This window comes from Paenibacillus caui, from assembly GCF_019904135.1.
Lineage (GTDB): Bacteria > Bacillota > Bacilli > Paenibacillales > Paenibacillaceae > Fontibacillus > Fontibacillus caui.
This window is the reverse complement of record NZ_JAIOGQ010000003.1, coordinates 37,234-61,447: the sequence shown is the minus strand read 5'-3', so window position 1 is coordinate 61,447 and position 24,214 is coordinate 37,234. Positions and strand designations below refer to the sequence as shown.

Genomic DNA, 24,214 nt, shown 5'->3' with positions numbered 1-24,214 from the left:
GATTCTCTTGCCCGGCTGTTGTTGTTCGTTTAACGGTCCAAATGGAAAGGAACAGTTGTAACTATGACTTCCTTATTTCTGATGAAAAACGCCCTCATCATGATGCTCGTTTGATTGTGCAGCACATTTTCCCACCAGTGCTTCGTAATGAATTGCGGGATCAGGATCGTCACATGATCTTCGGCAGCGATCTTCCATTCTACGGTTTGAATAAATTTGTATAACGGGCGCATGATGCTCCGGTATCTCGATTTGAGAACGACGAGGCGGATTCCCGGATCCCATTCCGCCCATTTCTGTTCCATTTTCTGAATGGACTCGTCATCGAAGCCGATATAAACGGCAACGACATTATCGGATAACGTCTTTGCGTAGCTGACCGTATTCAGCACGACCCGGGTAATGCCGGAAATCGGAATAATAACCGTATTTCCTTTTGTAATCGGCTTCTCGTTCCGTAGATCAATCCGCAGCTGGTCTGCCGTATTATCATAGTGAACACGGATTTTGTAGAACAGGTACACCACAAACGGAAGAAAAATAAAGGCTACCCATACCTGTTGAAATTTGGTGAAAATAAAGATCAGGGTAATGATCAGGGTCGTCAGCATGCCTACCGTATTGATAAACAATTTGACCATCCAGCCTTGCGGCTTAAGACGGATCCATCTTACCATCATGCCTGCCTGCGATAGCGTAAACGGGATAAACACGCCTACGGCATAAAGCGGAATCAGCATTTCGGTATTCCCGTGAAATACAATGACAAGCAAGGCCGACAGAACGCTCAGAAACAGAATGCCGTTGGAGAAACCCAGGCGGTCTCCGCGAACCATGAACATATGCGGCATATATTTGTCTTTGGCCAGCATGAAGGAAAGCAGCGGAAACGCTGAATATGCCGTATTGGCGGCCAGGAACAAAATGACGGCAGTCACACCCTGAACAATGAAATACATAACGCCGCGCCCGAACGTCGCTTCCGCAATTTGGGAAACAACCGTTGATTTGGACTCCGGCGAAATGCCGAACCAGTAGGCCAGCAGTGTAATGCCCGAAAACATCGCGCCTAGGATAATCCCCATCATCATGAGCGTTTTGGCCGCATTTTTAGGCGCAGGCTCCTTGAAGTTGGGAATCGCGTTGGAAACGGCTTCGACACCGGTCAATGCCGAACAGCCCGAGCTGAACGCTTTTAGCAGCAGAAACAGACTAACGCTTGATACCACCGAGCCGAATTCAGCGTGAGCTGCCGCAGCGCCGACTGTGAAATATTTAATTATTCCGCATACAATCAGAACAAAGATGGCCACAACAAACAGATAAATGGGAACGGCCAAAATACTGGCTGACTCGGTAACGCCTCTTAAGTTCAAAATTGTAAGAATCACGATCATCGATAAAGCAATGGTTACGCGATAATCATGCAGGGCAGGAAAGGCCGAAGTTATGGCATCCGTGCCTGCGGAAGAACTGACCGCAACGGTCAATATATAATCGACAAGCAGCGAGCCGCCTGCAACCAGACTGGATATCTTGCCCAAATTGTCTTTTGCAACGATATAAGCACCGCCGCCCGTGGGGTAGGCAAAAATGGTCTGGCGGTACGATACGATTAAAATGGCAAGCAGAGCGAGAACCGCAACGGCAATCGGAAGCGAGTACCAGAGGGCAGTAAAACCGGCTGCCACAAGCACAATCAAAATTTGCTCGGTACCATAAGCAACAGACGACAACGCATCGGAGGACAAAATCGCTAACGCTTTAAGCTTGCCCAGCTTTTCCGCTTCGAGCTCCGCCGACTTTCTTGGCCTCCCGATTAGAAGCCGTTTCATTTTTCCAAACATGCTAATCTCATCATCCTTTACAACACAAGTGACATTTTGAAAACAATTGCTATTATTGCTTAATTCGCTGGGGTTTTCAACTGTTTTTAAAATATTTTCCGAATCTGATTTATGGCCTTGGCCGTAACCTGGAACCCTGTGTCAAGGTACCCTTAATATTTCCAAAATGCTGTTACTTTCTTCACAGTATGCATGAAAAAAAGCCTGTCCTCCTTCTACGAAAGGAAGATCAGGCTTTTCACGCATTGAGTGTTCCTGAAGTACAAGTTTAATGAATGCTTTTCTTGGTAAAGCTTCCGCCGGAAACATCCGATACATGCTCGATCGCCATAAAGGCGCTTTTGTCAATATCGTGAACAATGGCTTTTAGCTTGGCCACTTCAAGGCGGGTCACTACACAATAAACCATCTGGGTATCTTCTTTCGTATAGCCGCCCCTGGCGTACAGATAGGTGGTGCTTCGGCCCAGCCGATCCATGATCGCCTGCGAAATTTCTTCGTACTCTTTCGAAATAATCGTGACCGATTTCGATTCGTTAAGACCTTCCACCACAATGTCCATAACTTTGGAAGCGATATAATAAGTGAAAATGGAATACATGGCCGAATCCCAGCCCAGATAAAATCCGGCGACGATAAAGATGATTACGTTAATGATAAGAATGATTTGTCCGACCGGGACATTGGTTTTCTTGGAAATCAGTATCGCCAGAATCTCCGCACCGTCCGTGGAACCTCCAAATTTTAGCACCAAACCGACGCCGAGGCCGAGCAGCAGCCCCCCGAAAAGGACGGCCAGAATCGTTTCGTTCGTAAACGCTTTCGCATGATGCAAGTACGTGGTCGTAATCGACAAAATCAAGATGCCGTACAGGGAAGAAACCGCAAAAGTCTTACCCACCTGCTTGTACCCGATGATCAGGAAGGGCAGATTGATCACAAAAAGAAACAGGCCGAGCGGAAGGCTCGTCGCCTGGTCCAGCATAATCGAAATCCCCGTAATGCCTCCATCAATAATATCATTCGGAACGAGGAAAATACCAAGGGCTACACCCGCTAAAACGGCGCCCGCCGTAATGAAAATAAACCGGGTTATGATTTCTCCGATCGATAGTTTCCTGTGCTTATGTACCATTGCTACAACCCCTTCTGTATATGTTCTTAGATAAATTTTAAAGCATTCTTAATATAGACTCAAATTTGAAGTAATATCATACACCGAAACTTGGACGCCCGCATACCTTATTTTATCAGTTAAAGGAGAATGTCTTATGCCCAATTACCGGATTATTGTCGATTTGTCAGATCATAGGCTATACTTGCTGGATGGGGATCGTGTCGTTCGGGGCTTTCCCGTCGGAACCGGGACCATTGTGAACCAAACTCCGCAGGGCGAATATACCATAGTCAACAAACAACCCAACCCGGGCGGACCTTTCGGCGCGTTCTGGATGGGCCTGTCCAAACCTCATTACGGTATCCATGGCACAAACGACCCTTCATCTATTGGAAAATCCGTTTCCCACGGGTGTATCCGGATGTACAATCAGGATGTACTTGCTCTGTCCAAGCTGGTTCCCCTCCACACGCGCGTCACGATCAGGCCTTAGACCGAAGAGCAAAGCCCACGAGAACTTTTTGTGTTCAGCCTCTCCGCTCGGCGTCCTCTTTTCATTTTCAGCAGCCCGCTTGGTATGGTACACTGGCTGTAAACGAATGAAGGGATTCTGGCGCATGTATATTTTGCTGATTGTTCTAGTCATTTGGATCATTTATATGGTCTCGCAAAAAAAGAAGAGAGGCTAAGGGCAGGCAGCCAAAGTCTTGGCAAATCAAAGCTATCCGGAAACGTCCGGATAACCTTGATTTGCCATAAGAATCAGCTGCTAGTTTGCCCGCCCCTGCCCGGCGCTGCCTTTTTCATAAATCCGCGGCTTCCATGTTTATTTCTGCAGGTTCAGCTCCCAGGTTTGAAAACCCCAACCTTCGCATATTATGCAATGGCATTCTTCTAAATTATTCGCCTATTACTCAAACTTTTCTAAAACAAATTTAGAACTTCGTCATGAAACGACAGCTTTCCATATAAAAGTTTAGTATTTTTATTCTACATAGGTGAATGCATCAGATCGAAGGTACAGATTCTGGAATAAGGGGTTCGAACAAGGCCATGTTGCTGGAAAAATTACTTCTTAATGTCCTTATTGTGTTAGCTCCTGTTCTGGTCCATACAGCTTTTGGCGAACGCAGACGTTTTTTTCAGTCTCCCTATTTGATAGGCGTGCTGCAAGGAGCTTCATCTTCACTATGCTTGATTTTCTCCTATTACGCGCTGGATCTTTACTGGGATCTCAGATATGTTCCGCTTGTCATTTCCACGATTTATGGCGGGCCGCTCGCAGGCTTTATCAACTACCTCATGATTATGATTACCCGCAGCTATCTGTCCGGAAGTTTCATATGGTACGGATATATAAGCGTTACATTGACTTTTTTGGGAACTTTATTATTTTGCAAAATGACCAAACGATTAACCGGAAGCCGCCGAATCAAGGCAGCAACTCTTGTTTCCCTGCTTCCCTCTATAGTGATGCTGCTTGTGCTCCTTTCATCTTCAGCCCTTAAACAGGTTCAAAAGCCTGTTGGTTTTGATCCCTTTGTGGCAGTCCTGTTTCTAGGATCGATTCAAAGCTTGGGGACCTGGTTATCGTGCATGCTTCTGGAATTCAACCATGAACGAACCAGCATGAGAGAGGAGATTCAACGCGCGGAAAAGCTTAAAACATTAGGTGAAGTCGCGGCATCCATTGCGCATGAAATCCGCAACCCGCTTACGGTAGTTCAGGGTTTTTTGCAGTTGATGAGCGTTACGGGCTGCGAGGGCAAAAAACAAAATTATTTGCATATCGCGCTCGAAGAGCTGGCACGGGCAGAATCGGTCATCCATGATTATCTGAATTTTTCAAAACCGAAATTGACGAAGTGCGAGACGTTTTGCTTGTCTGAACTCATTGAGAATATCATTATCCTGTTAACGCCGCTGGCCAGCTACAAAGGAATACGCTTCGATAGCCGAACGCAAGGGCCCATACTCATTTATACCGATCGCAGTCAGCTCCAGCAGGCTTTAGTCAACGTAATTAAGAACGCGGTGGAAGCTTCAACCGAGAACGCAGTTGTACAGATTAATCTGGAGTTAAAAGGCAAACAGGTTGAGCTTAAAATTATTGACGAGGGCAAAGGTATGACCCCGGAAGAGATCCGCCGGATCGGAACGCTGTTTTACACGACAAAAGAAAATGGAACCGGTCTAGGCACCTCCGTTGCTGTACGAATCGTCGAGGAAATGAAGGGAAGAATGAATTATGAAAGTGAAAAAGGCAAAGGCACGGTCTGCATCATTTGCTTGCCTTTAGAATTGCAAGACAGCATATGACTTCTGTCAAGCATAATCCGTCCTATTTTATTTCTGCCTCCACCCCTTTCAGCTTAGCAAATCGGATTCCTCTGCCCGAGCAAAAAGGACGAGCCGTCAAAAGCTCATCCTTTTCGGGTAAAGAATTCATTCGTGTAACCGCCCGTTTAGCCAAGAAAGGCCGACGGAAACTGCCGGATGATCCCGCTTGTCATTACGTCAGCCATGCCAAGCGCCTGGGACTCAATCTGGTCGCTTAAGGCGATGTTCTCGGCATAGTTTCCGGCAAGACGAGTCGTAACTTCTTTGCTGAGCAGTCTCAGATGCTCAAAGAGCATCTGTCTCCACTCCTCTTTGGACCAATAGGGATTAATCCGGCTCAAAAAGTCGGCAATGGCTTCCGCATTGGCATACCAACGTTTCTGGGCGTCTGCCGCTGCCGCGGAGTTCCCGGCCTGCAGCGCCTTGACGAGTTCGGCCGCGATTGTGGATATGTTCCGTGAACAATTCGGCGAACTTGGCCGCGATGGCTGATCCATACAATGGTTTTAGGACAGCCGCGAAATCTTCCGGGTTTCGGAGAAGCCTCTTGGTGGTTTCATTCTCATCCGGGAGACGGTCAACAATGCTGTTCACCGTCAATCTTGTCCAGTACACATGCTGCTCCCATAAAGCCCGGAGCTTCCTGTTCAGCTCTACTTTTGAAGGTGTCCAATCCAAGGGATAGACCGGTCTGAAAGCGTAAGGGGAATAGGCTGGAGAATAACCGTACATATTGTATCGCTGCTCCTTCTTTTTTGTTCCTTACAATATATAGGCAAATCCCCTATTTTGTGCTTGTGTTGGAGTTTAAAATATGTTCCCCCTTAGGCAAAATATCCCCTCCCGGAGACTTACGCTAAGTCCATCTTGCCAATGTCCTTTTCGTATGTCTGCCTGAAGGGGACCATCCATACATACCAACTGCAACCCTTTGTTTATCGATGTTCCTGATGAACTACAAATGTCAGATGAAAATGGTCCGAGTAATGATCACCAACAAAATGAAGAGAACTAGAATGACCCCAGTCGACGTGAACGGATGACGATATTCGGGCTCAATAACCTCACTCATCTTCAACCCTCCTGCAATTTAGATTACATACCTACTTTATGTACTAGAACGGAACACGGAAATGGACATATGACCAGTACGAAGGCCCAAATGAGCGAAAGCTGATGAAATATGCGAATGACCTGAAACATTAATTACAGGCCCGAATATATCTAAATCATCACAACTATAGAAGGGATGCATGACTTGGAAATGGAAATACCGATTACCGGTCTTATTATTCACTCCGATGATTCTGATGATTTCAAGGATTCCGAATCCAGGCACCTGCATAAACTATATATTACTTCTTGGAACGGAAGGCAGGTGCATACTCATCCTTTTTCGGGAAATACGTCTTATGATGATGGCCATAGCCACTACTATGTAGGAATGACAGACCCAGCGCCAAATGGAGTTCAGCACGTTCATTCCTATCAAGCCAAAACATCCTTCAACAACGGTCACTCTCATACAATAAGAGGCACTACTGGCCCTGCGATTCCCTTGCCTACAGGAGGTCATTACCATTACTTTAGAGGTTATACCACCATAGACGGCATCAGGCCCCACAGACATGAGTACCGCGGGAACACTGGAAATGAGACACAATAAGTAGAAGGTTCCAAAAAACAGCAAAAAACCCTTGCACAGCAAGGGTTTCTGACGCAATGGGCCCTGAGGGACTTGAACCCCCGACCAATCGGTTATGAGCCGACCGCTCTAACCAACTGAGCTAAGGGCCCCCATCAAATATAAATAAGAATTGCGGGGGCAGGATTTGAACCTGCGGCCTTCGGGTTATGAGCCCGACGAGCTACCGGGCTGCTCCACCCCGCGTCAGTAAATAGCGACATATAATAATATACATTATTTCACTAGCCTACGTCAAGTCAAAATTTAAGGCAAAAAACGAACACCATATCTTCCCTTTTTCGAACGGTATACCTCAATTTCGCGCATTTCCCTGAATCCATAAATCCACCCGTCATGTTCCAGTCTTCGCGCCAGACAACCGGCCTGAAACCTGGATTTGTACAATTTGTTGTAATACACCCAAGACATTTTATGATCTCTCGCTTTCTTCATGATCTGTGCAAAGGTTGACACTCCCTAACATTCCCCATTTTGCACAAAATAACCTTGAAAAAAAGCAGATCCTGCACTCAGGGCATGAATTTCGAGCCAACTCTAAAGTTCCAAAATTTGTCGCCAGCAAAAAAATAGCCGGCGGACTCAGCCGCCGACTATTTATCGTTCTACCTCACACGAGGCAGCCGCAAGCAAGCTTGCCTCATTATTTTTTGCCACCATTATCCTGCGGCACATAAGGTGTTCCATCTTCCTGGAACATCGTTTTTGGATTGTTTTTGATCGCCTGAAGCATTTCATTGCCCTTTTGCTCATATTCCTTCAGAGCCTCGGCAGGTGTCTTCTTGTTATCAACCACTTCTTTAAAATATTTTTGTCCGAATTGAGTAACTGAGTACAGCCCCTGTTTCTGAACAAAAAGCTTGTCGTCCGAGGTGCTTGCAGGCGGAACCGGCTTGAGTGAATAGAACGCCTGGATGTTGTAATCCTTCCCGTCCTTCGGCTTAATGTACGACTTGCGGGCGACCATTTCATAAGAACTGCGGGACTTGATTTTTGCCCAATCCTCGCTGTTCTGGAATTTCACGAAATCCCAAGCTGAATCCGCATTTGGCGCACTGGCATTAATGGCAAACGCATTGTTCAGATAGATGCTGCCCCCAATCCCGGGTTTCTCCGGATGGGTGGGAAGCGTTACGACATCCCAATCCACCGCCTTGAAGTTCTTGATCTTGGAGGCGTTGTTGTTGGCGTCTGTCAATTCGTTAACATAGCTGTTGAAGCTAATGGTCATAGCGGTTCTGCCAGACAGGAACAGATCCTGGCTGATCGGGTTGTAGCTTTCTGCCATTGCGCCTTGTTGTTCCTGCATCAGTTGATTGCCATCCGGCAAAATCTTGTCGATAGAAAGCTTGCTGATCGTGCTCCAAACCTTCTCCCACTGCGGTGTATTTACAGTCATCTTTTCAGCCTTGTCATCGAAATAACGAAGCTGGAGGGCTGAAGTGTAGTTCTGCATATCCCAATAGGGATCCGAACCCATATAGTTGTTAAAAGAGAATCCGTAAATGCGGTTTTTGCCTTCCCCTTTGCTTACGCGGCGTGCCAGACTAAATACCTCATCCCACGTCATGCCGTCATGAGGCGGCTCTACGCCCGCATCCTGAAATATTTTTTTATTGAAAAAGAGCGCGGAAGAATTAAAGGTCGGCGCCAGAGCGTACAACTTTCCTTCTCCCAAATCTTTGAGTCCTTCGATAACGGTCGGAACATAATCCGAAGTATCGAACTTATCCTCCTGCATGAGCGGATCGAGCTCTTTCAGCATATTTTCCTGAATCAACTGTTTCAAGGTTCCGGTATCGGCAACTACAACATCTACCGGATTGCTGCCGGTCATGATCTTTTTCATACTTTCCAGATTGTCAGGCTGCTGGATCGGCTCAGAACCGTTATTATAGCGATACATGCTTTGGTCAATGGCCGGCACAATTTCAATTTCGACATTCGGATGCGTCAGTTCGTAGGCGTCGGTATATTGCTGCCTGATATAGGAGTCATCAGGGCCTCCATACAGCATACCGATTCTGAGCACCTTCTGCTCATTGTCCTTAGCCTTTGAACCGGAACAACCGGAAACTACCGAAAGTAACAACGTAAGCGCTAGCCCCGTTACAACAGCTTTCCTCAATTTGCTATTCTTCATTTTGAATCCCCCTCTAATGATTTTGGCGCCGTAATAACAATTTTCTCGCCGTCAAATTCCATGCTTGCTCTTCCGCTGATTCCTACAGACTCCAGATATTCTTTAGGGACCTGGAGCCGGCCGACACGATCAACCACAACGAATGCTTCATGGATTTCCTGCAGTCCGCCCGCTTGTGCGGAGAAACCGCCCGATTCCCCATCCAGGTTCGGATTCCGCTTGAGAAATTCCGTACTGGTCAGGCCATCGCGAATGGCCACAACCCGGTCTACTTTCCCGGCTAACGTCAGGTCATGGGTAACAATAACAATCGTGATGCCAAGCTCCCGGTTAACCTCCCGAAAAATACGCATAATCTGATCCGAGGTTTGAGTATCTACCGAACCGGTAGGCTCATCGGCAAGCAGCAAGCTCGGCCTGTTGGATAACCCGATCGCAATCGCCACCCGCTGCTGCTCGCCGCCGGAAAGCTGCTGCAGCTTGTTGTGCATGCGGTCTTTCAGGCCGACCCACTCCAGCAATTGCTTGGCATAAGCCCGGTCCAGCTTGCCGCTGAGCATCATCGGCAGTTCGACGTTTTCCAGCGCCGTCAAATAAGGCAGCAGGTTGCGGGCGTTATTCTGCCACACAAATCCGACGGTTTTGCGCTTGTATTCAACAAGCTGCTCATCCTTGATTTTCAGCAGATCCCATCCGCCTACATGGACCTGCCCGGCGGAAGGGCGGTCAAGGCCGCCCAAAATATTGAGCAGCGTAGATTTGCCGCTACCGCTGTTGCCGATGATCGCCATCATTTCGCCTTTTTCCACATCGAGATTCAGCCCCTGCAGGGCTACAACTTCAATATCCTCGGACTTGAAGATTTTGACCAGTCCTTCGCAGTGAATCATACGCTACCGCTCCTCTCCCAGTTTTACGGCCTGATGAACCTTCAAACGCCGAATTTGCCAGAACAAGAGTCCCGCTCCAAGCAGAAGCATGACAGAGACGACAACGTAAAGCTGCAGCGAATCGCTCGAGTTAAACACGATCCGGAAAGGCGGTATCTGGGATGTAACATTGTCGGCTGTCTGCAGAAAGGGCAGATACAGCTTGCCTACCAGCTTGCCGATTCCGATACCGAGTCCGATGGATAGCCCCGCCGTCAAAATTTGTTCAGCCAGCAGCATCAGAGTCAGCTGACGCCGGGATAATCCCATCGCCCTCAAAATACCGAACTGTACGACGCGTCCAGACAGGTTAAAGAACCAGTAGAGAATATAACCGATCAGGGACACTACAACCGAGAGCAGAAAGCCCAGACTGAGAATCCCGAACACGCCGCCCCGCGTCGGCAGCTTGCTTTGCAATGCGAGCTCGCTGCGAACATCCTCCACAGAGGACAGTTCGATTCCTTTTTCCGTCAATGCGCTGATCAGCGGAGCCACCTTGGCTCCCGGTTTCATTTTCAGCCAAACCTCATACGGAATTAGCGGAACCTGGTCGTAGATATAGTCGAGATTCGCAATAACAAACGGCGTTTTGTCCGGGTACTCTGTCGGCCAATAAGGAATAATGCCGTAGACGGTAAAATCGACCATTTGATCCTGCAGCGACACCGAGATGATATCCCCCAGCTTTAGCTGGTATTTCTTCGCCAAATTGGAGGGGACCAGCGCCGCACTTTCATTCATCCCGAGAAACTGCAAATAATAGAACGGATGCACGGGAAACAAATCGTTCCGGAACCAGGCCACTTTGGAGAAATCGAGATTGTCGATCCCCATGACGCTGCCCTGACCTGCCGATTTGCCCGATATAATGATGCTTCCTTTGGTCTTCAGAACTCTCGCTGCAGACTCGACGCCTTCCAGACTGCGGAATACTTCAAAAGGCGGCTCGCTATATATAATTTTGGTCGGCTTGGATTGCTGGCCGCCGGGACCTCCCGGGCCCCCGCCGGGACCGCCTCCGACTCCCCCGCCCTGGGGATTGCCTCCTGTTTGGCCGCCAGGTCCTCCTCCGGCTCCTCCGGAACCGCTGCCCCCGTTTCCGGAGGACGGAGATACCTCAGGCGTCCCTTCCCAAACGGTCTGCATGACGACATCCGAACCGTATTTATACAGGGTGCGTTCCGTCGAATTCAGATCAATCGTCCGGGCGGCCGAAGCGTTGTAAATGCCCAGCCCCAGCGTCAGTACAAGGAGTATCATCAGCGGATAGTAGGACGAAGCCGAGCGGGACAGCTGGGTCAGACTGAGATAATAGGGGACGGGCAGCCAGCGTTTGCCGATCCACCCGATCAGTTTCAGCAGCCACGGGAATATTCGCAAGAATACCAGTCCGCCGGCAAAGATAGCCAAGGCAGGCACAAAAAACAGAAACGGCTGTACCTGCAGCTCGTCTGTCGTCATACCAGTCTGAAAGGTTAACATTTGACGATCATAGAACAGATAGTATCCGTATCCCGCCAAACCAAGCAGCAGCACATCGATGAACCATCTCTGCCACCCCGGGCTTCTGTCCTTGCGCGCCTGCTTGCGCTTAGCGCTTACAATCGAGGATCGCGCATAGGAGATGGCCGGGATCAAGGTTGAAAGAATGGCGATCAGTACGGCTGCGCCGCCTAGGGCGATCGCATCACCGTTAAAGCCGACCGGAAGCGACTTGCGGTCTACAAACGTTAAAAATCCGTCCGCAGAGCCGATCGATTTCGCCATAAACCAGCCGAGGAACGGCCCGGCAACCATCGAAATCACGCCGAGAATAATACTTTCCAGCAAATAAACAAAAATAATCTGCTTCGTGGAGGCCCCGCGGCTGCGCAGAACCGCGATATCGCTTTGCTGCTTGTCGAGCGCCTGGCGCGAGTTCATAACGATAAAATAGAACACCATGGCAATCATCGGCGCCGCCAGCGTAAACAGCAGCGTTTGCAGCTGCAGACTCTGCTTCCGGAAATCATTGAGCAGATCGCCGAATGAAATATCGACCTTCGTGTCTTTCAGCCTTTGGTACAATTCAATGTCTAGCCGGTCCAGCGTACCGGACAAGGCGGACAGCTGGCTCGTTTTGATCTCCGACAGATCAAACGCGTAATACCACTGTGAACCATGCAGCGGTACGGATTGCTTCGCAATGAGCCCTTCATCAAAAGCTTTGTCGCTGATATAAAAGCTGTTCATCATGCCTTCAAAGCCCTGATACCAGTACGGGTCATTCTCATCCAGCGGCTTGAATGAGCCAACGATCTTGACCCGCAGCGTGAGATCAAGCCCGCTGTAAACCGGGTACTCCATGATGTCCCCGACATGCAGATCATTGCGGTACATGCCTTCTTCCATCATCACCGCTTCGATGACCCCGTCTTCTCCCTGATCTGCAAACAGTTTGCCGTTTGTGAATTCAACGTGATCTTTCAAGCCGGACATAGACATGATCGACATCGTTCTCGTCCGGCTCGCATCGACCTTGGTCGGGTCTTCCGGGGAAACTTCCGTGTTGCGGATAGAACGCGTATTGACATACATCTCATAAGGAAAACCGATTTCCTTCGGAACCTCATGCTGAATATATGCATCGACCGCTTTGTATCCCGCTTGATCCGTTTTCGTGCCGCCCGCTGCCTGATAGCTCATTAGCAGTGATCCGGCAGGAAGTCCGGAGCTTTGTTCCTCAAGCGATTTGGCGACAACCCTTTTCAGGGCTCCGTCGGTATACATAGGAATACTTACGGTAAAAGAAACAGCAACAATCAAACCAAGCAGCGTGCTGAGCGTCAGCCATTTCGTGTTCCACATTTTGCGAAGCAAAAACCTGAGCAGCGGCATTCCCATCAGCGGCCCACAACTTTCTGCCCGGGCGTGAGCCCTTTAACGATTTCCACATCCGTAGAGGTCTGCTGCCCGACTTCTACGTCAACCTCGCGTTTGCTGCCGTCATTCTCCACCACCTGGACATAAGTCCGGGAACCGATGGAGCGAAGCGCTGAAGTCGGAATGAGAATCGCGTTCTCCTTGCGCTCCGTCACGATCTTCACGCTGAGCGGGGTTCCCCGGTTCAGGCCGGCAGGCATTTTATCAAGCTGAACAATCAAATATTTGCTGAGCGAATCCTGTCCGGAAGCGGCGCCGCTTCCGCCGTTCTGCCCGTTGCCCCCGGCGCTGCCATTACCATTGCCATTGCCATTACTGCCATTGCCGTTGTCGTCATCCGTATTGACCGGCATTACTTTTACCTTGCCGTCAAAAACGCCTGCTCCGTTAATATCCACGGCAGCCTTCATGCCTACGGCGATCTTCTCCAGATCTTCTTTGGCAAAGGAGGCCGCAACGATCAGGTTGGACGCGTCGGCGATGATCGCCACCGGATCGTACGCTTTAGCAGTATCACCGTTCTTAACATTTACGGTAAGCACGGTTCCGGCAAACGGAGCGGTCAGCACGCCTTTCGCTATATCCGCCTCCATATCCACCAGTTCCTGCTTGGCTTCTTCAAATACAATGGATGCCTCCTCGAATTCGATCGGATCCATTTCATCCTTCTTGCGCAGCGTCTCCTTCATCGTCGCTTCCTGCTTCCGGAACTCCAGCTTCTTCTTCCGGAGCTGTTTCTGCAGATCTTCAACATCCAGCTGCGCAATTACCGCGCCGGCTGCGATCTTGTCCCCGGCCTTAACCTTGACACTCTTGACATGAAGGCCATCGGTGGTAAAGTAAACCGGTTCCTCCCGCTGGCTCTTCAGATTGCCTACCGCATTGACCGACGTTTCTATCGTCTCGGCTCTCACCGTATATTCCGGCTTCTTAGCAATCGTAGGCGGCGTTATGACCGGCAGCGCTTCCTCCTCCTCTTCCTTGGGAAGCAGCCCGCAACCTGATGCCGCAAGCAGGGTGACGGCAAGGAAGATCACTCCCATGGACCGCGGGAAGCCACTCCTCCTGCTAAATAAATTTTCCGTCAACCATTTCGTAAACATGGTCCGCTACCTCCAAAATTGTAGGATCGTGTGTTGTCATGCATATTGTGACTTGTTCGGATTCAATGATATTGCGAAATACCGACATGACCTGGGCGCCCATTTGCGAGTCAAGATTCGCTGTAGGCTCATCCGCGAGCAACAGATGGGGCCTGTGGGCAATCGCTTTGGCAATCGCCACCCGCTGCTGCTCGCCCCCGGATAATTCGCTTGGACGGTGATTCATCCGTTTGGCGAGACCGACAAGCTCCAGGCAATGAGCGACCCGCGCCTTCCATTCCGAAGCAGGCACCGCCGCCATGCGCAAGGACAGCTCTACGTTCTCCCTCGCCGAGAGAAGCGGCAGAAGCGCATAGGCCTGAAAAACAAAGCCGATCTGGTTCCGGCGCAGCAGCGTGCGCTTGACGTCGCTCAGTTTATGCAGCGGCTGGCCGCGAAACCAGATCTCGCCTTTCGTAGGCTGATCCAGGCCGCCCAGCATGTTGAGCAGCGTCGTTTTTCCAGAGCCGGAACGTCCTTTCAGCATAACGAGCTGCCCGGGCAGCACCTCCATGCGAATGCCTTTCAGCACGTGCAGTTCAGATCCGCCCACGGGAAACGACCGGTGAACATCGTTGACCGCCAAAATAGGCTGTCCGAGAGCATCGGATGCTGACTCGACACTCTTTTGTTGATGGGGCTCCCCGATACCCGGCCCCTCCCCTTCAAAAGATGCCAGCGGTTCTGTCTCTTTCCCCTTTGATTTGCGTTCATTTGTGCCGGCAGCCGGAACGGGTTCCCCAATCAAGCGGGGTTGTTCGATTTCCCCGGCCATCAAGGACTCTTCCGGTGCATCCGCAGTGCCGGAAGGATGCTTCCGAAACCATCGCTTCATGTGACCAGCTCTCCCTACCTTTTTTGCTATGTATAGTGATTGTTCGCTCCTAGCATTATAAACGAAACAGCTTGCCAAAAAGTTACAATCTTTTTTCCCTAAAGGAATAAATTTGTTTTCAGGAAAATGGATCTACACGAGACTCTGGTAAAATAGTCTCAAAACATTTAAAAGTTTGTAAAAAAAGACCGGGCAGCCTATCATTTTGCCCGGTCTTTCACGCGTTTTGCAATTAGCTAATGTTCATGTTTATTTTCCAAACGAGGCGGGATCCTGGCGCCAGGACTGCAGCAGCTCTAGATCCTCCGGCTTGATTTTGCCCTCTTTGACGGCCGTTTCAACCAGAGCGGTATAATTGGACAACGTCTGCAAAGAGACGCCCGCTTCCGCAAATGCGCTAGCCGCCTTGTCCAATTGATAGGTGAAGATAGCCAGAACAGCCAGAGGCTCTGCTCCCGCTTCCTTAACGGCCAAAGCCGCTTTCAGCGAGCTGCCTCCCGTTGAAATCAGATCTTCAATAACGATAACCTTCTGCCCCCGCTTGATCAGTCCTTCAATCTGGTTCTCTTTGCCGTGCCCCTTCGCTTTGTCGCGAATATAAACCATCGGCAGACCCAGCTTCTGCGATACAAAAGCGGCATGCGGAATCCCCGCCGTCGCCGTACCCGCGATAACCTCCGCATCCGGGTACTGATCGCGGATGATGGCTGCAAAAGATTCAGCAATCAGGTCGCGCACCTCAGGGTAAGACATGGTCAGCCTGTTGTCGCAGTAAATCGGGGACTTGATTCCCGAAGTCCAGGTAAACGGCTGGTGCGGACGCAGCGCCACCGCTTCGATCTCAAGGAGCGAGGCCGCAATTTGTCCAGCGATATTCTCTAAATTAGGCATGTCGTTTCATCTCCTCAACAATTTGCAGGGCAGCTTCCCTAGGATCCTTAGCCGCGGTGATCGGCCGTCCGACAACGATATAGTCCGTTCCTTGCTGGATCGCCTGGCCCGGAGTCAAAATGCGCGATTGGTCGGCCGTTTCGCTGCCGGCCGGGCGGATGCCCGGCGTTACCGTCAGAAAAGCAGGTCCGTATGCCGCTTTAATCGCCTTTGCTTCCAGAGGCGACGCTACTACGCCGTCAAGTCCGGATTCCTTCGCCAATCCGGCATAGCGCACGACGGCTTCCTCCACGCTGCCCGGAATGCCGATTTCCCGATTCAGCATTTGCTGATCCGTGCTGGTCAACTGGGTAACGGCAATAATTTGCGGCATTTTAAGCGTGCTGTCCTGCTGAACAGCGCCAAGCGCGCCTTCACGCGCGGCCAGCATCATTTTGATGCCGCCTGCGGCATGGACATTGAACATGTCCACGCCGAGCCGGGTCACGCTATCCGCTCCGCCTCTGACGGTGTTGGGGATATCGTGCATTTTCAAATCCAGAAAAACGGAGTATCCCTTTGCTTTCAGTTCCCTGACAAAATCCGGACCTGCAGCGTAATAAAGCTGCATGCCTACTTTCATGAAGCAGGGAATGCCCGCAAGACGCTGGATCAGCGCCTGCGCCTCCCCTGCCGTCTTATAATCGAGAGCTACCATCAACCGGCCCTCAACCGGCATATCCGTACTTAACAATTCCGTTCCCCCCTTAAATTCCATTCGCTTTCAAATCAGGCCTCCCGGCCTAATCCTGCTTAACGGCTCGCAGGGAGAGATGGCATTGCTTCCGACGAGAAGTTGATTGTCTCAAGCATGTTCAGCAGCGCTGCCGCAGTATCGAGGGAGGTCATACAGAACACTCCGTTCTCGACCGCTTCCCGGCGGATCCGGAATCCGTCTCTGGCCGGCTCCTTGCCTTTGGTCAGCGTATTGATTACGAAATGCGCTTGTCCTCCGCGGATCATATCCAGAATGTTCGGTGTTCCTTCGCTCAGCTTGTTGACGGTTGTGACGACCAGCCCCTCGTCTTCCAGGGCCGATGCCGTTCCACCGGTCGCAATGATTTTGTAACCCAGCTTGTAGAAGCCTTTCAGCAGCTCGATCGCTTCCGCCTTGTCTTTATCCGCAACCGTAGCGATAATGGCGCCCGTTGTCGGAATCTTCATGCCTGCGCCGATCAGGCCTTTGTACAGCGCCTTGGCATACTGCGGATCGCGTCCCATGACTTCCCCTGTCGACTTCATTTCCGGTCCCAGCGTCGTGTCTACGCGGCGCAGCTTGGCGAACGAGAAGACCGGCACCTTTACGGAAACGTAACCCGGCTCCGGCCACATTCCTTCCTTATAACCCTGGCTTGCCAGCGATGTGCCCAAAATGGCTTTTGTCGCCAGATTGGCCATTGGTATGTTGGTAACCTTGCTGAGGAAAGGAACCGTTCTGGAAGAGCGCGGGTTGACCTCGATGACATACACTTCATTTTTATAGATAACGAACTGGATGTTCACCAGACCCACTGTTTTCAGCTCTTTGGAGATCTTGATCGTGATCTCCACAATTTTGTCCTTGAGCGACTGTTCCAAATGCTGCGGCGGATATACCGCGATGGAGTCGCCCGAGTGAACGCCGGCCCGTTCCACATGCTCCATGATGCCAGGGATCAGGACAGTTTCACCGTCACAGATGGCATCGACTTCCACTTCCTTGCCGAGCATGTAGCGGTCAATCAATACCGGATGCTCGGGATTGATCCGTACTGCTTCTTCCATGTACTTCAGCAGTTCTTCATCCGAATAGACGATCTGCATGGCGCGGCCGCCAAGTACGTATGACGGGCGAACCAGCACCGGATAGCCAAGCGAGCTTGCCGTTCCGACAGCTTCGTCTACGGAAGTAACCGTGCCGCCTTTCGGTTGAGGGATGTCCAGTCTGGACAGCAGCGCCTCGAATCTCTTGCGGTCTTCCGCTTCGTCAATGCTTTCGAGTGAAGTACCCAGAATTTTCACGCCCGCCGCCTTGAGCGGAGCTGCCAGGTTGATGGCGGTTTGTCCCCCGAACTGCACGATGACGCCAACCGGCTTCTCCTGGTCGATCACGTTCATGACATCCTCGAAAAACAACGGTTCAAAATACAGGCGGTCCGAAGTGTTAAAGTCGGTCGACACCGTTTCCGGATTGTTGTTGATGATGACCGCTTCATACCCGGCATTTTGAATCGCCCAAACGGCATGAACCGTGGAGTAGTCGAACTCAATGCCCTGACCGATCCGGATAGGACCTGAACCGAGCACGACCACTTTTTCTTTAGCCGACGGCGTTACTTCATTTTCGGTTTCATAAGTCGAGTAATAGTAAGGCGTCGTTGCTTCAAACTCGGCAGCGCAGGTATCGACCATTTTGTAGACCGGACGAAGGCCGTTTTCCAGCCGGTATTCCCGTACGCTCTGCTCCGTGACAAAGCTGCTGTAGCCTGCAAGCTTGCGGAGTTCGGCAATCGAACGGTCCGTGAAGCCCTTCCTTTTCGCCTCATACAGTGTGTCGTAGCCAAGTTCAGGCTCGCTTCCGAGTTTTCCTTCAAATGCGATGATTTGCTCGATTTTGTCCAGGAACCACCAGTCAATGCTGGTCAGGTCGTGGATTTGCTGCAGCTCGTAGCCGCGGCGGAAAGCCTCGGCAATCAGGAACAGACGCTCGTCATCGGCTTTGATGAGACGGGCCTCCAGCGTTTCCTGATCCAGCTTCTCCGCATCTTTCAGGTACAGGCGATGCGTGCCGATTTCAAGCGAGCGCACCGCTTTGTGAATGGATTCTTCAAAGGTCCGGCCAATCGCCATCACTTCGCCGGTCGCTTTCATCTGCGTACCCAGCTTGCGGTTGGCGTGGATGAACTTGTCAAACGGCCAGCGCGGAATTTTGCTGACAATATAGTCGAGAGTCGGCTCGAAGCAGGCATATGTCTGCCCCGTTACCGGATTCACGATTTCATCCAGCGTGTAGCCCAGCGCAATCTTGGCCGCCATTTTCGCAATCGGGTAGCCGGTTGCTTTGGAGGCGAGCGCCGAAGACCGGCTGACACGCGGGTTAACCTCGATGACATAGTATTGGAAGCTTTGCGGATCAAGCGCGAACTGTACGTTGCAGCCGCCTTCGATGTTCAGCGCGCGGATGATCTTGAGCGAGGCTGAACGCAGCATTTGGTACTCACGGTCGGAAAGCGTCTGGCTTGGGGCTACGACGATACTGTCGCCGGTATGAACGCCAACCGGGTCGAAGTTCTCCATGTTGCAGACCACGATGCAGTTGTCGTTCGCGTCGCGCATCACTTCGTATTCGACTTCCTTCATGCCGGCAATCGACTTCTCGATCAGGCACTGGCCGATCGGGCTGTAGCGAAGACCGGAAGCAACCGTTTCGCGAAGCTCCTCTTCGGTGGCGCAAATCCCCCCGCCTGTTCCGCCCAGCGTGTAGGCCGGACGAACGATCAAGGGATAGCCGATTTCGGCGGCAAAATCGAGGGCTTCCTCAAGCGTCGTTACAATCGTGCTTTCAGGCACAGGCTGCTCCAGCTCGCCCATCAGGTCGCGGAACAAATCGCGGTCTTCCGCTTTCTCAATGGAAGTCAGCTGCGTCCCGAGCAGCTTTACATTTTCCTGTTCCAGAACGCCTGCACGAGCCAATTCCACCGCCATGTTCAGGCCGGTCTGGCCGCCAAGCGTCGGCAGAAGACCGTCCGGACGCTCCTGACGGATGATTTGCGTTACGAAATCAAGCGTAATCGGCTCGATATATACTTTATCCGCCATGTTGGTGTCGGTCATAATCGTGGCGGGATTGCTGTTGATCAGAATAACTTCGACGCCTTCTTCCTTGAGCGCCTGGCAGGCCTGCGTGCCCGCGTAGTCAAATTCGGCAGCCTGGCCGATAACGATCGGACCGGAGCCGATAACAAGAATTTTCTTCAGGTCTTTGTTGATAGGCATGTTTAGAGTGCTCCTTTCGCCGCGGCCATCAGTTCTGCCTGACGCGGCTTCTGTGGGTGAAGACGTTTATGCTCACGAATCATTTCCAGGAAACGGTCGAACAGATAGCTGCTGTCATAAGGGCCCGGCGCCGCCTCCGGATGATACTGAACGGAGAAAGCCGGATACTTGGTATGCTTAAGCCCTTCGACCGTTTTGTCATTGTTGTTGATATGAGTCACTTCCAGATCCGTTCCGGCGATGGAGGCCTCGTTCACGGTATAGCCATGATTTTGGGAAGTGATGTAGCAGCGTCCGGATTCCAGTTCCTTCACCGGATGGTTGCCGCCGCGATGGCCGAACTTGAGTTTCTCCGTATCCGCGCCGCAGGCCAGGGCAAACAGCTGATGTCCGAGGCAGATGCCGAAGATCGGATATTCCCCGATAAGCTCGGATATCATTTTCACAGCGTAAGGAACATCTTTAGGATCCCCGGGGCCGTTGGACAACTGAATGCCGTCCGGATGCAGACGCCGAATTTCTTCAGCCGTTGTATCATGAGGAACAACCACCACATCGCAGCGGCGTTTGGTCAGCTCGCGCAGGATGCCGCTTTTTGCTCCAAAATCGACGAGGACAATGCGTTCTCCAGCTCCGGGACTTGCATAGATATGCTTCGTTGAAGTCCGCGCCACCTGGTTGCGCAGTTCATTAATACTTGTATGGTCGATCATTTCCTTCAGCTCATCCACCGATTTGGAAGACGTCGTCAAAATCCCCTTCATCGTACCGTGCTGGCGGATTATCCGCGTCAGCATCCGTGTATCGATGCCGCTGATGCCTGGAATGCCGTACTCTTTCAGCAGATTTTCGATGCTGTATTGGGCGCGCCAGTTGCTGGGCACCGGCTCATGGCGGCGAACCACAAATCCGTGGATGGACGGTACCACCGATTCGAAATCATCCCGGGAGATGCCGTAGTTGCCGATCAGCGGATAAGTCATCGTTACGATCTGTCCGCAGTAGGACGGATCCGACAGCACTTCCTGATATCCGGTAATTCCTGTATTAAAAACGACCTCGCCGGTCTTCTCCACATCCGCTCCGAAAGACGTTCCCGTAAACAGTGTTCCGTCTTCCAACAATAATCTTGCTTGCACCTTCGTGATCACTCCCTGTGTATTAAAGTATGTGTATTCCCAAAGTCTAGTTCAATAAGTTCTCTTCGGCCCATACTACTCGGCCGCCTGTAATCGTGGCAACCGGCCAGCCTTTCAGGCTCCAGCCTGCAAAAGGAGTGTTGCGGCCCTTGCTGGCAAATGTAGCAGGGTCTACGGTTTTCTCGGTCTTGAGATCGACAATGGTCAGATCGGCAGGAGCTCCCTCAGCGAGCTTTCCGCTCCCCAGCCCAAATACCCGGGCGGGATCTGCCGTCATCCGCTGCACCAGTTTCGCAAGCGTCCAGCGACCGGTTTCGACAAATTTCGTATACAGCAGCGGAAAGGCCGTTTCAAATCCGACAATTCCGAAAGGCGCAAGCTGCATGCCCTTCGCCTTCTCTTCTTCGCTGTGGGGCGCGTGGTCCGTTACGATGATATCGATCGTGCCGTCCTCGATCGCGGCGATGCAGGCTTCCACATCGCGGGGCGAACGCAGTGGCGGGTTCATTTTCCAGTTGGCATCCAGCCCCGGAATATCTTCATCGGACAGCAGCAAATGGTGCGGGCAAACCTCAGCCGTTACGCCTATCCCAATTTCCTTCGCCTGGCGGATCAGGCGAATCGACTGCTCCGTGCTCACATGGCACACATGGTAGTGTACCCCTGTCGCTTCCGCAAGCAAAATATCCCGACCGACATGAATCGCTTCCGATTCGTTCGGAATTCCCTTAAGGCCATGGCGCCGGGCAAATTCGCCTTCCGCTACCGGAGCGCCCTCGACCAGCGAATTGTCTTCGCAGTGGGCGATGACCGGCATGCCGAGCGCTGCCGCCTGCTTCATCGCGTCCTTCATCATTTGGGCGCTCTGCACGCCGACGCCGTCGTCCGTGAACCCGATCGCTCCCGCTTCCTTCAGGGCGGCGAAGTCCGTCAGTTCCCGGCCCAGCTCATTGACCGTAATCGCCGCATAAGGCAGCACGTTCACGAGGCCGGCTTCTTCCGCCTTTTGCAGCACGAGCTTCACGGTCTCAGGATCATCGGTTACCGGACGGGTGTTCGGCATACAGGCAATCGTCGTAAATCCGCCTTTGGCAGCGGAGAGGCTGCCGGTGGCAATCGTCTCCTTGTGTTCAAATCCGGGTTCCCGCAAATGAACATGCATATCGATAAATCCAGGCGTTACCAGCTTGCCGCCTGCGTCGATGATTTCGCCGGATTCCGGAGCAAGCCCGGTCGAAGCGTCAGCCAGTTGCTTAATCAGGCCGTTTTCGATCGTAATGGTCTTCAGTTCCAGCTGTCCGTCTTCATTTAATACATTTGCGTTTATGATTGTTAATGGCATAAGGTACCTCCGCTATTTGTGTGCTGAATTGGAACTTGCTTCTGGTTGGTCGATCGGCCCTTCGCACTCTCCCCGCCCAGGCTTCGCAGGGTTACAGCCGCATGGCGCGTTCCATAACCGCCATCCGGATCGGAACCCCGTTTGTCATTTGCGGGAAAATACGGGACTTCGGACTTTCTACAACCGCGTCGTCGATTTCCACGTTCCGGTTCACCGGCGCGGGGTGCATGATGATTGTATGGCTCGCAAGCCCCGCTGCTCTTTCTTCCGTCAGTCCGTACTGCAGCCGGTATTGTTCTGCGGATTTCAGCATTCCGGTCGCATGGCGCTCAAGCTGCACCCGCAGCATCATGACCACATCGGCTTTCAGCGCTTCCTCCATCGTCACGTACGGAGCGTCGCTCTCCAGCTCGGGCGCCTTCATCACTTCAGGCGCGCAGAGCTTCACGATCGCGCCGAACTTGCGCAGAGCCCACAGATTGGAGCGCGCAACCCGGCTGTGCTTGATATCCCCGATGATCGATACCCGCAGCCCGTTCAGGCTGCCGAATTCCTTCTTCATCGTATAAAGATCAAGCAGCGCCTGCGTCGGATGCTCATTGTTGCCGTCGCCCGCATTGACGAGCGGAACGCCTACCTTCTCGGCCAGCTCCGCCAGGACGCCGATCGGCTTCAGGCGGATAACGCCGGCGTCGATGCCCATGGATTCCAGCGTACGGACGGTATCGTAGATCGACTCGCCCTTCTCGACGCTTGACGCGGCCGCTGCAAAGTTCAGCACCTCGGCGCCCAGACGCTTTTCCGCCATTTCAAACGAAAACCGGGTACGCGTGCTGTTCTCGAAGAACATGTTGGCTACAAAGCGGTCTTTCAGGATCGGCGTCACCTTGTCCGTTGACGCTTCCCAGTATGCGGCCCGGTTAATCAGCGATTCGATCTCGCTTCGGCTCAGGTCTTTAAGGCCAAGCAGACTGCGTTCCTTGATCAGAGATGATGTCAAAGTCATTTTGCATCACCCCGCTTTTGGGTAATTCTCACAAGGTCCACGCCGTCCCGTTCCTGAAGAAGCACTTCGATCTCTTCCTCTCTGGAGGTTGGCACGTTCTTGCCGATATAGTCCGGCCGGATGGGCAGCTCCCGATGTCCGCGGTCCGCTAGCACCGCAAGCTGAATCGATTCGGGACGCCCGCAGTCCATAATGGCATCCATTGCCGCGCGGATCGTTCTGCCTGTGTAGAGCACATCGTCAATGAGGATTACTTTCTTGCCGTGTACGTCCACGCCCGCCAAAAGCTGCCGGCCCTTGACTCCTTCTGTCTCACCGCTGCGGTCATCCCGATAAAGGGTGATATCCAGCTCACTCCAGGTTACAGGCATACCCTCGATTTCTTCCAAACGCTCCGCAAGCCGCTTCGCCAGATAAACTCCCCGGCTTCGGATACCAAGCAGCACACAACCCTCGATGCCTTTGTTTTTCTCCAAAATTTCATGCGCAATTCTGGTTAATGCCCGGCGAATCGCAGCTTCATCCATAATGACATGGGTTTCGACGCTCATGCTTACCCTCCTCAAAGATTTAGCACGCCTTAGCATTCCGTGAAAGGCCATAAAAAAAACTCCTCGCCCATTCCAGGCAAGGAGTTCTCCAGCCACGGCACAATACCGCGACTCTGTCACCTGAAGCCAGAAGAGCACATATCTGCGCAGCGCACAGCAGAGGAACTCTCCGGACCTCATTCACGTTACCTTGCCAGCCTCACGGGGCTGATTTAAAGGTGCTATTGATTTACGTGAATTATGACAGAATGCCGAGAACTTGTCAAGATTCGGGCAAGCCGTACAATC

21 protein-coding genes and 2 tRNA genes are annotated in these 24,214 nt (G+C 51.7%); 3 read left to right on the top strand and 20 right to left on the bottom strand.

The features are described from left to right. Positions 1–29 precede the first annotated feature (29 nt). Together K7397_RS02695 and K7397_RS02690 are read right to left on the bottom strand one after the other, a co-directional pair. Entirely contained in the window at positions 30–1,847 is a 1,818-nt protein-coding gene (locus tag K7397_RS02695; protein WP_223066404.1) for an APC family permease, read from the bottom strand. Between the two features lie 268 nt (positions 1,848–2,115). Continuing rightward, positions 2,116–2,982 carry a YitT family protein gene (locus K7397_RS02690; RefSeq protein WP_223066403.1) on the bottom strand — a complete coding sequence of 289 codons (867 nt, stop codon included), beginning with the start codon at positions 2,980–2,982 and terminating at the stop codon, positions 2,116–2,118. Between the two features lie 136 nt (positions 2,983–3,118). Here K7397_RS02690 and K7397_RS02685 point away from each other — a divergent pair, with 136 nt between their 5' ends. After that, positions 3,119–3,457 carry a L,D-transpeptidase gene (locus K7397_RS02685; RefSeq protein ID WP_223066402.1) on the top strand — a complete coding sequence of 113 codons (339 nt, stop codon included), beginning with the start codon at positions 3,119–3,121 and terminating at the stop codon, positions 3,455–3,457. Between the two features lie 560 nt (positions 3,458–4,017). Next, positions 4,018–5,283 carry a sensor histidine kinase gene (locus K7397_RS02680; RefSeq protein ID WP_223066401.1) on the top strand — a complete coding sequence of 422 codons (1,266 nt, stop codon included), beginning with the start codon at positions 4,018–4,020 and terminating at the stop codon, positions 5,281–5,283. A gap of 146 nt (positions 5,284–5,429) precedes the next feature. Here the strand turns inward: K7397_RS02680 and K7397_RS21265 are convergent, their stop codons facing one another. The 3 genes from K7397_RS21265 to K7397_RS02670 form a co-directional block, all read right to left on the bottom strand. Next, positions 5,430–5,600, bottom strand: a complete 171-nt coding sequence (locus tag K7397_RS21265; protein WP_237690623.1) for a hypothetical protein — start codon at positions 5,598–5,600, stop codon at positions 5,430–5,432. A 31-nt stretch (positions 5,601–5,631) separates the two neighbouring features. Then, positions 5,632–6,036 (bottom strand): hypothetical protein, encoded by a 405-nt coding sequence (locus K7397_RS21260; RefSeq protein ID WP_237690622.1) that lies wholly within the window; start codon positions 6,034–6,036, stop codon positions 5,632–5,634. Between the two features lie 232 nt (positions 6,037–6,268). Continuing rightward, positions 6,269–6,376, bottom strand: coding sequence for a YjcZ family sporulation protein (locus tag K7397_RS02670; protein ID WP_223066400.1), 108 nt, complete (start codon positions 6,374–6,376; stop codon positions 6,269–6,271). Positions 6,377–6,568: 192 nt separating this feature from the next. Here K7397_RS02670 and K7397_RS02665 point away from each other — a divergent pair, with 192 nt between their 5' ends. Next, positions 6,569–6,970, top strand: a complete 402-nt coding sequence (locus K7397_RS02665; protein WP_223066508.1) for a YmaF family protein — start codon at positions 6,569–6,571, stop codon at positions 6,968–6,970. A 57-nt stretch (positions 6,971–7,027) separates the two neighbouring features. On the opposite strand, the gene K7397_RS02660 is transcribed toward K7397_RS02665, so the two are convergent. The 15 genes from K7397_RS02660 to pyrR all read right to left on the bottom strand — a co-directional run bounded on the left by K7397_RS02660 (position 7,028) and on the right by pyrR (position 23,926). Further along, positions 7,028–7,101: transfer RNA gene (locus K7397_RS02660), tRNA-Ile, on the bottom strand. 20 nt (positions 7,102–7,121) lie between these two features. Next, positions 7,122–7,195: transfer RNA gene (locus K7397_RS02655), tRNA-Met, on the bottom strand. A gap of 60 nt (positions 7,196–7,255) precedes the next feature. After that, positions 7,256–7,465 carry a hypothetical protein gene (locus tag K7397_RS02650; protein WP_223066513.1) on the bottom strand — a complete coding sequence of 70 codons (210 nt, stop codon included), beginning with the start codon at positions 7,463–7,465 and terminating at the stop codon, positions 7,256–7,258. Positions 7,466–7,652: 187 nt separating this feature from the next. Continuing rightward, positions 7,653–9,152: an ABC transporter substrate-binding protein gene (locus K7397_RS02645; protein ID WP_223066399.1), complete on the bottom strand. Its 1,500-nt coding sequence runs from the start codon at positions 9,150–9,152 to the stop codon at positions 7,653–7,655. Continuing rightward, a complete protein-coding gene (locus K7397_RS02640) occupies positions 9,149–10,042 on the bottom strand; it encodes an ABC transporter ATP-binding protein (RefSeq protein ID WP_223066398.1) in 894 nt (297 codons plus the stop codon). The genes K7397_RS02645 and K7397_RS02640 overlap by 4 nt, the downstream gene beginning before the upstream one ends. Positions 10,043–10,045: 3 nt before the next feature. Next, positions 10,046–12,967 (bottom strand): ABC transporter permease, encoded by a 2,922-nt coding sequence (locus K7397_RS02635; protein WP_223066397.1) that lies wholly within the window; start codon positions 12,965–12,967, stop codon positions 10,046–10,048. Further along, positions 12,967–14,109: an efflux RND transporter periplasmic adaptor subunit gene (locus tag K7397_RS02630; RefSeq protein ID WP_223066396.1), complete on the bottom strand. Its 1,143-nt coding sequence runs from the start codon at positions 14,107–14,109 to the stop codon at positions 12,967–12,969. Before K7397_RS02630 ends, K7397_RS02635 begins: the two co-directional genes overlap by 1 nt. Continuing rightward, a complete protein-coding gene (locus tag K7397_RS02625) occupies positions 14,075–14,983 on the bottom strand; it encodes an ABC transporter ATP-binding protein (RefSeq protein WP_237690621.1) in 909 nt (302 codons plus the stop codon). The genes K7397_RS02630 and K7397_RS02625 overlap by 35 nt, the downstream gene beginning before the upstream one ends. A 249-nt stretch (positions 14,984–15,232) precedes the next feature. Then, positions 15,233–15,874 (bottom strand): orotate phosphoribosyltransferase, encoded by a 642-nt coding sequence (gene pyrE / locus K7397_RS02620; protein WP_223066395.1) that lies wholly within the window; start codon positions 15,872–15,874, stop codon positions 15,233–15,235. After that, positions 15,867–16,592: an orotidine-5'-phosphate decarboxylase gene (gene pyrF / locus K7397_RS02615; protein WP_237690632.1), complete on the bottom strand. Its 726-nt coding sequence runs from the start codon at positions 16,590–16,592 to the stop codon at positions 15,867–15,869. Before pyrF ends, pyrE begins: the two co-directional genes overlap by 8 nt. Positions 16,593–16,666: 74 nt before the next feature. Next, entirely contained in the window at positions 16,667–19,888 is a 3,222-nt protein-coding gene (carB, locus tag K7397_RS02610) for a carbamoyl-phosphate synthase large subunit (RefSeq protein WP_223066393.1), read from the bottom strand. A gap of 2 nt (positions 19,889–19,890) precedes the next feature. After that, positions 19,891–21,027 carry a carbamoyl phosphate synthase small subunit gene (locus tag K7397_RS02605; RefSeq protein ID WP_223066392.1) on the bottom strand — a complete coding sequence of 379 codons (1,137 nt, stop codon included), beginning with the start codon at positions 21,025–21,027 and terminating at the stop codon, positions 19,891–19,893. A 46-nt stretch (positions 21,028–21,073) separates the two neighbouring features. Further along, positions 21,074–22,369, bottom strand: a complete 1,296-nt coding sequence (locus K7397_RS02600) for a dihydroorotase (RefSeq protein ID WP_223066391.1) — start codon at positions 22,367–22,369, stop codon at positions 21,074–21,076. A 91-nt stretch (positions 22,370–22,460) separates the two neighbouring features. Next, positions 22,461–23,375, bottom strand: coding sequence for an aspartate carbamoyltransferase catalytic subunit (locus K7397_RS02595; protein ID WP_223066390.1), 915 nt, complete (start codon positions 23,373–23,375; stop codon positions 22,461–22,463). Then, entirely contained in the window at positions 23,372–23,926 is a 555-nt protein-coding gene (gene pyrR / locus K7397_RS02590; protein ID WP_223066389.1) for a bifunctional pyr operon transcriptional regulator/uracil phosphoribosyltransferase PyrR, read from the bottom strand. The genes K7397_RS02595 and pyrR overlap by 4 nt, the downstream gene beginning before the upstream one ends. Between the last annotated feature and the right edge of the window lie 288 nt (positions 23,927–24,214).

Bases quoted from the DNA above. Each gene is read 5' to 3' on its own strand.
- K7397_RS02695 (WP_223066404.1), bottom strand. From the start codon at position 1,847: ATGTTTGGAAAAATGAAACGGCTTCTAATCGGGAGGCCAAGAAAGTCG.
- K7397_RS02690 (WP_223066403.1), bottom strand. From the start codon at position 2,982: ATGGTACATAAGCACAGGAAACTATCGATCGGAGAAATCATAACCCGG.
- K7397_RS02685 (WP_223066402.1), top strand. From the start codon at position 3,119: ATGCCCAATTACCGGATTATTGTCGATTTGTCAGATCATAGGCTATAC.
- K7397_RS02680 (WP_223066401.1), top strand. From the start codon at position 4,018: ATGTTGCTGGAAAAATTACTTCTTAATGTCCTTATTGTGTTAGCTCCT.
- K7397_RS21265 (WP_237690623.1), bottom strand. From the start codon at position 5,600: ATGCTCTTTGAGCATCTGAGACTGCTCAGCAAAGAAGTTACGACTCGT.
- K7397_RS21260 (WP_237690622.1), bottom strand. From the start codon at position 6,036: ATGTACGGTTATTCTCCAGCCTATTCCCCTTACGCTTTCAGACCGGTC.
- K7397_RS02670 (WP_223066400.1), bottom strand. From the start codon at position 6,376: ATGAGTGAGGTTATTGAGCCCGAATATCGTCATCCGTTCACGTCGACT.
- K7397_RS02665 (WP_223066508.1), top strand. From the start codon at position 6,569: ATGGAAATACCGATTACCGGTCTTATTATTCACTCCGATGATTCTGAT.
- K7397_RS02645 (WP_223066399.1), bottom strand. From the start codon at position 9,152: ATGAAGAATAGCAAATTGAGGAAAGCTGTTGTAACGGGGCTAGCGCTT.
- K7397_RS02640 (WP_223066398.1), bottom strand. From the start codon at position 10,042: ATGATTCACTGCGAAGGACTGGTCAAAATCTTCAAGTCCGAGGATATT.
- K7397_RS02635 (WP_223066397.1), bottom strand. From the start codon at position 12,967: ATGGGAATGCCGCTGCTCAGGTTTTTGCTTCGCAAAATGTGGAACACG.
- K7397_RS02630 (WP_223066396.1), bottom strand. From the start codon at position 14,109: ATGTTTACGAAATGGTTGACGGAAAATTTATTTAGCAGGAGGAGTGGC.
- K7397_RS02625 (WP_237690621.1), bottom strand. From the start codon at position 14,983: ATGAAGCGATGGTTTCGGAAGCATCCTTCCGGCACTGCGGATGCACCG.
- pyrE (WP_223066395.1), bottom strand. From the start codon at position 15,874: ATGCCTAATTTAGAGAATATCGCTGGACAAATTGCGGCCTCGCTCCTT.
- pyrF (WP_237690632.1), bottom strand. From the start codon at position 16,592: ATGCCGGTTGAGGGCCGGTTGATGGTAGCTCTCGATTATAAGACGGCA.
- carB (WP_223066393.1), bottom strand. From the start codon at position 19,888: ATGCCTATCAACAAAGACCTGAAGAAAATTCTTGTTATCGGCTCCGGT.
- K7397_RS02600 (WP_223066391.1), bottom strand. From the start codon at position 22,369: ATGCCATTAACAATCATAAACGCAAATGTATTAAATGAAGACGGACAG.
- K7397_RS02595 (WP_223066390.1), bottom strand. From the start codon at position 23,375: ATGACTTTGACATCATCTCTGATCAAGGAACGCAGTCTGCTTGGCCTT.
- pyrR (WP_223066389.1), bottom strand. From the start codon at position 23,926: ATGAGCGTCGAAACCCATGTCATTATGGATGAAGCTGCGATTCGCCGG.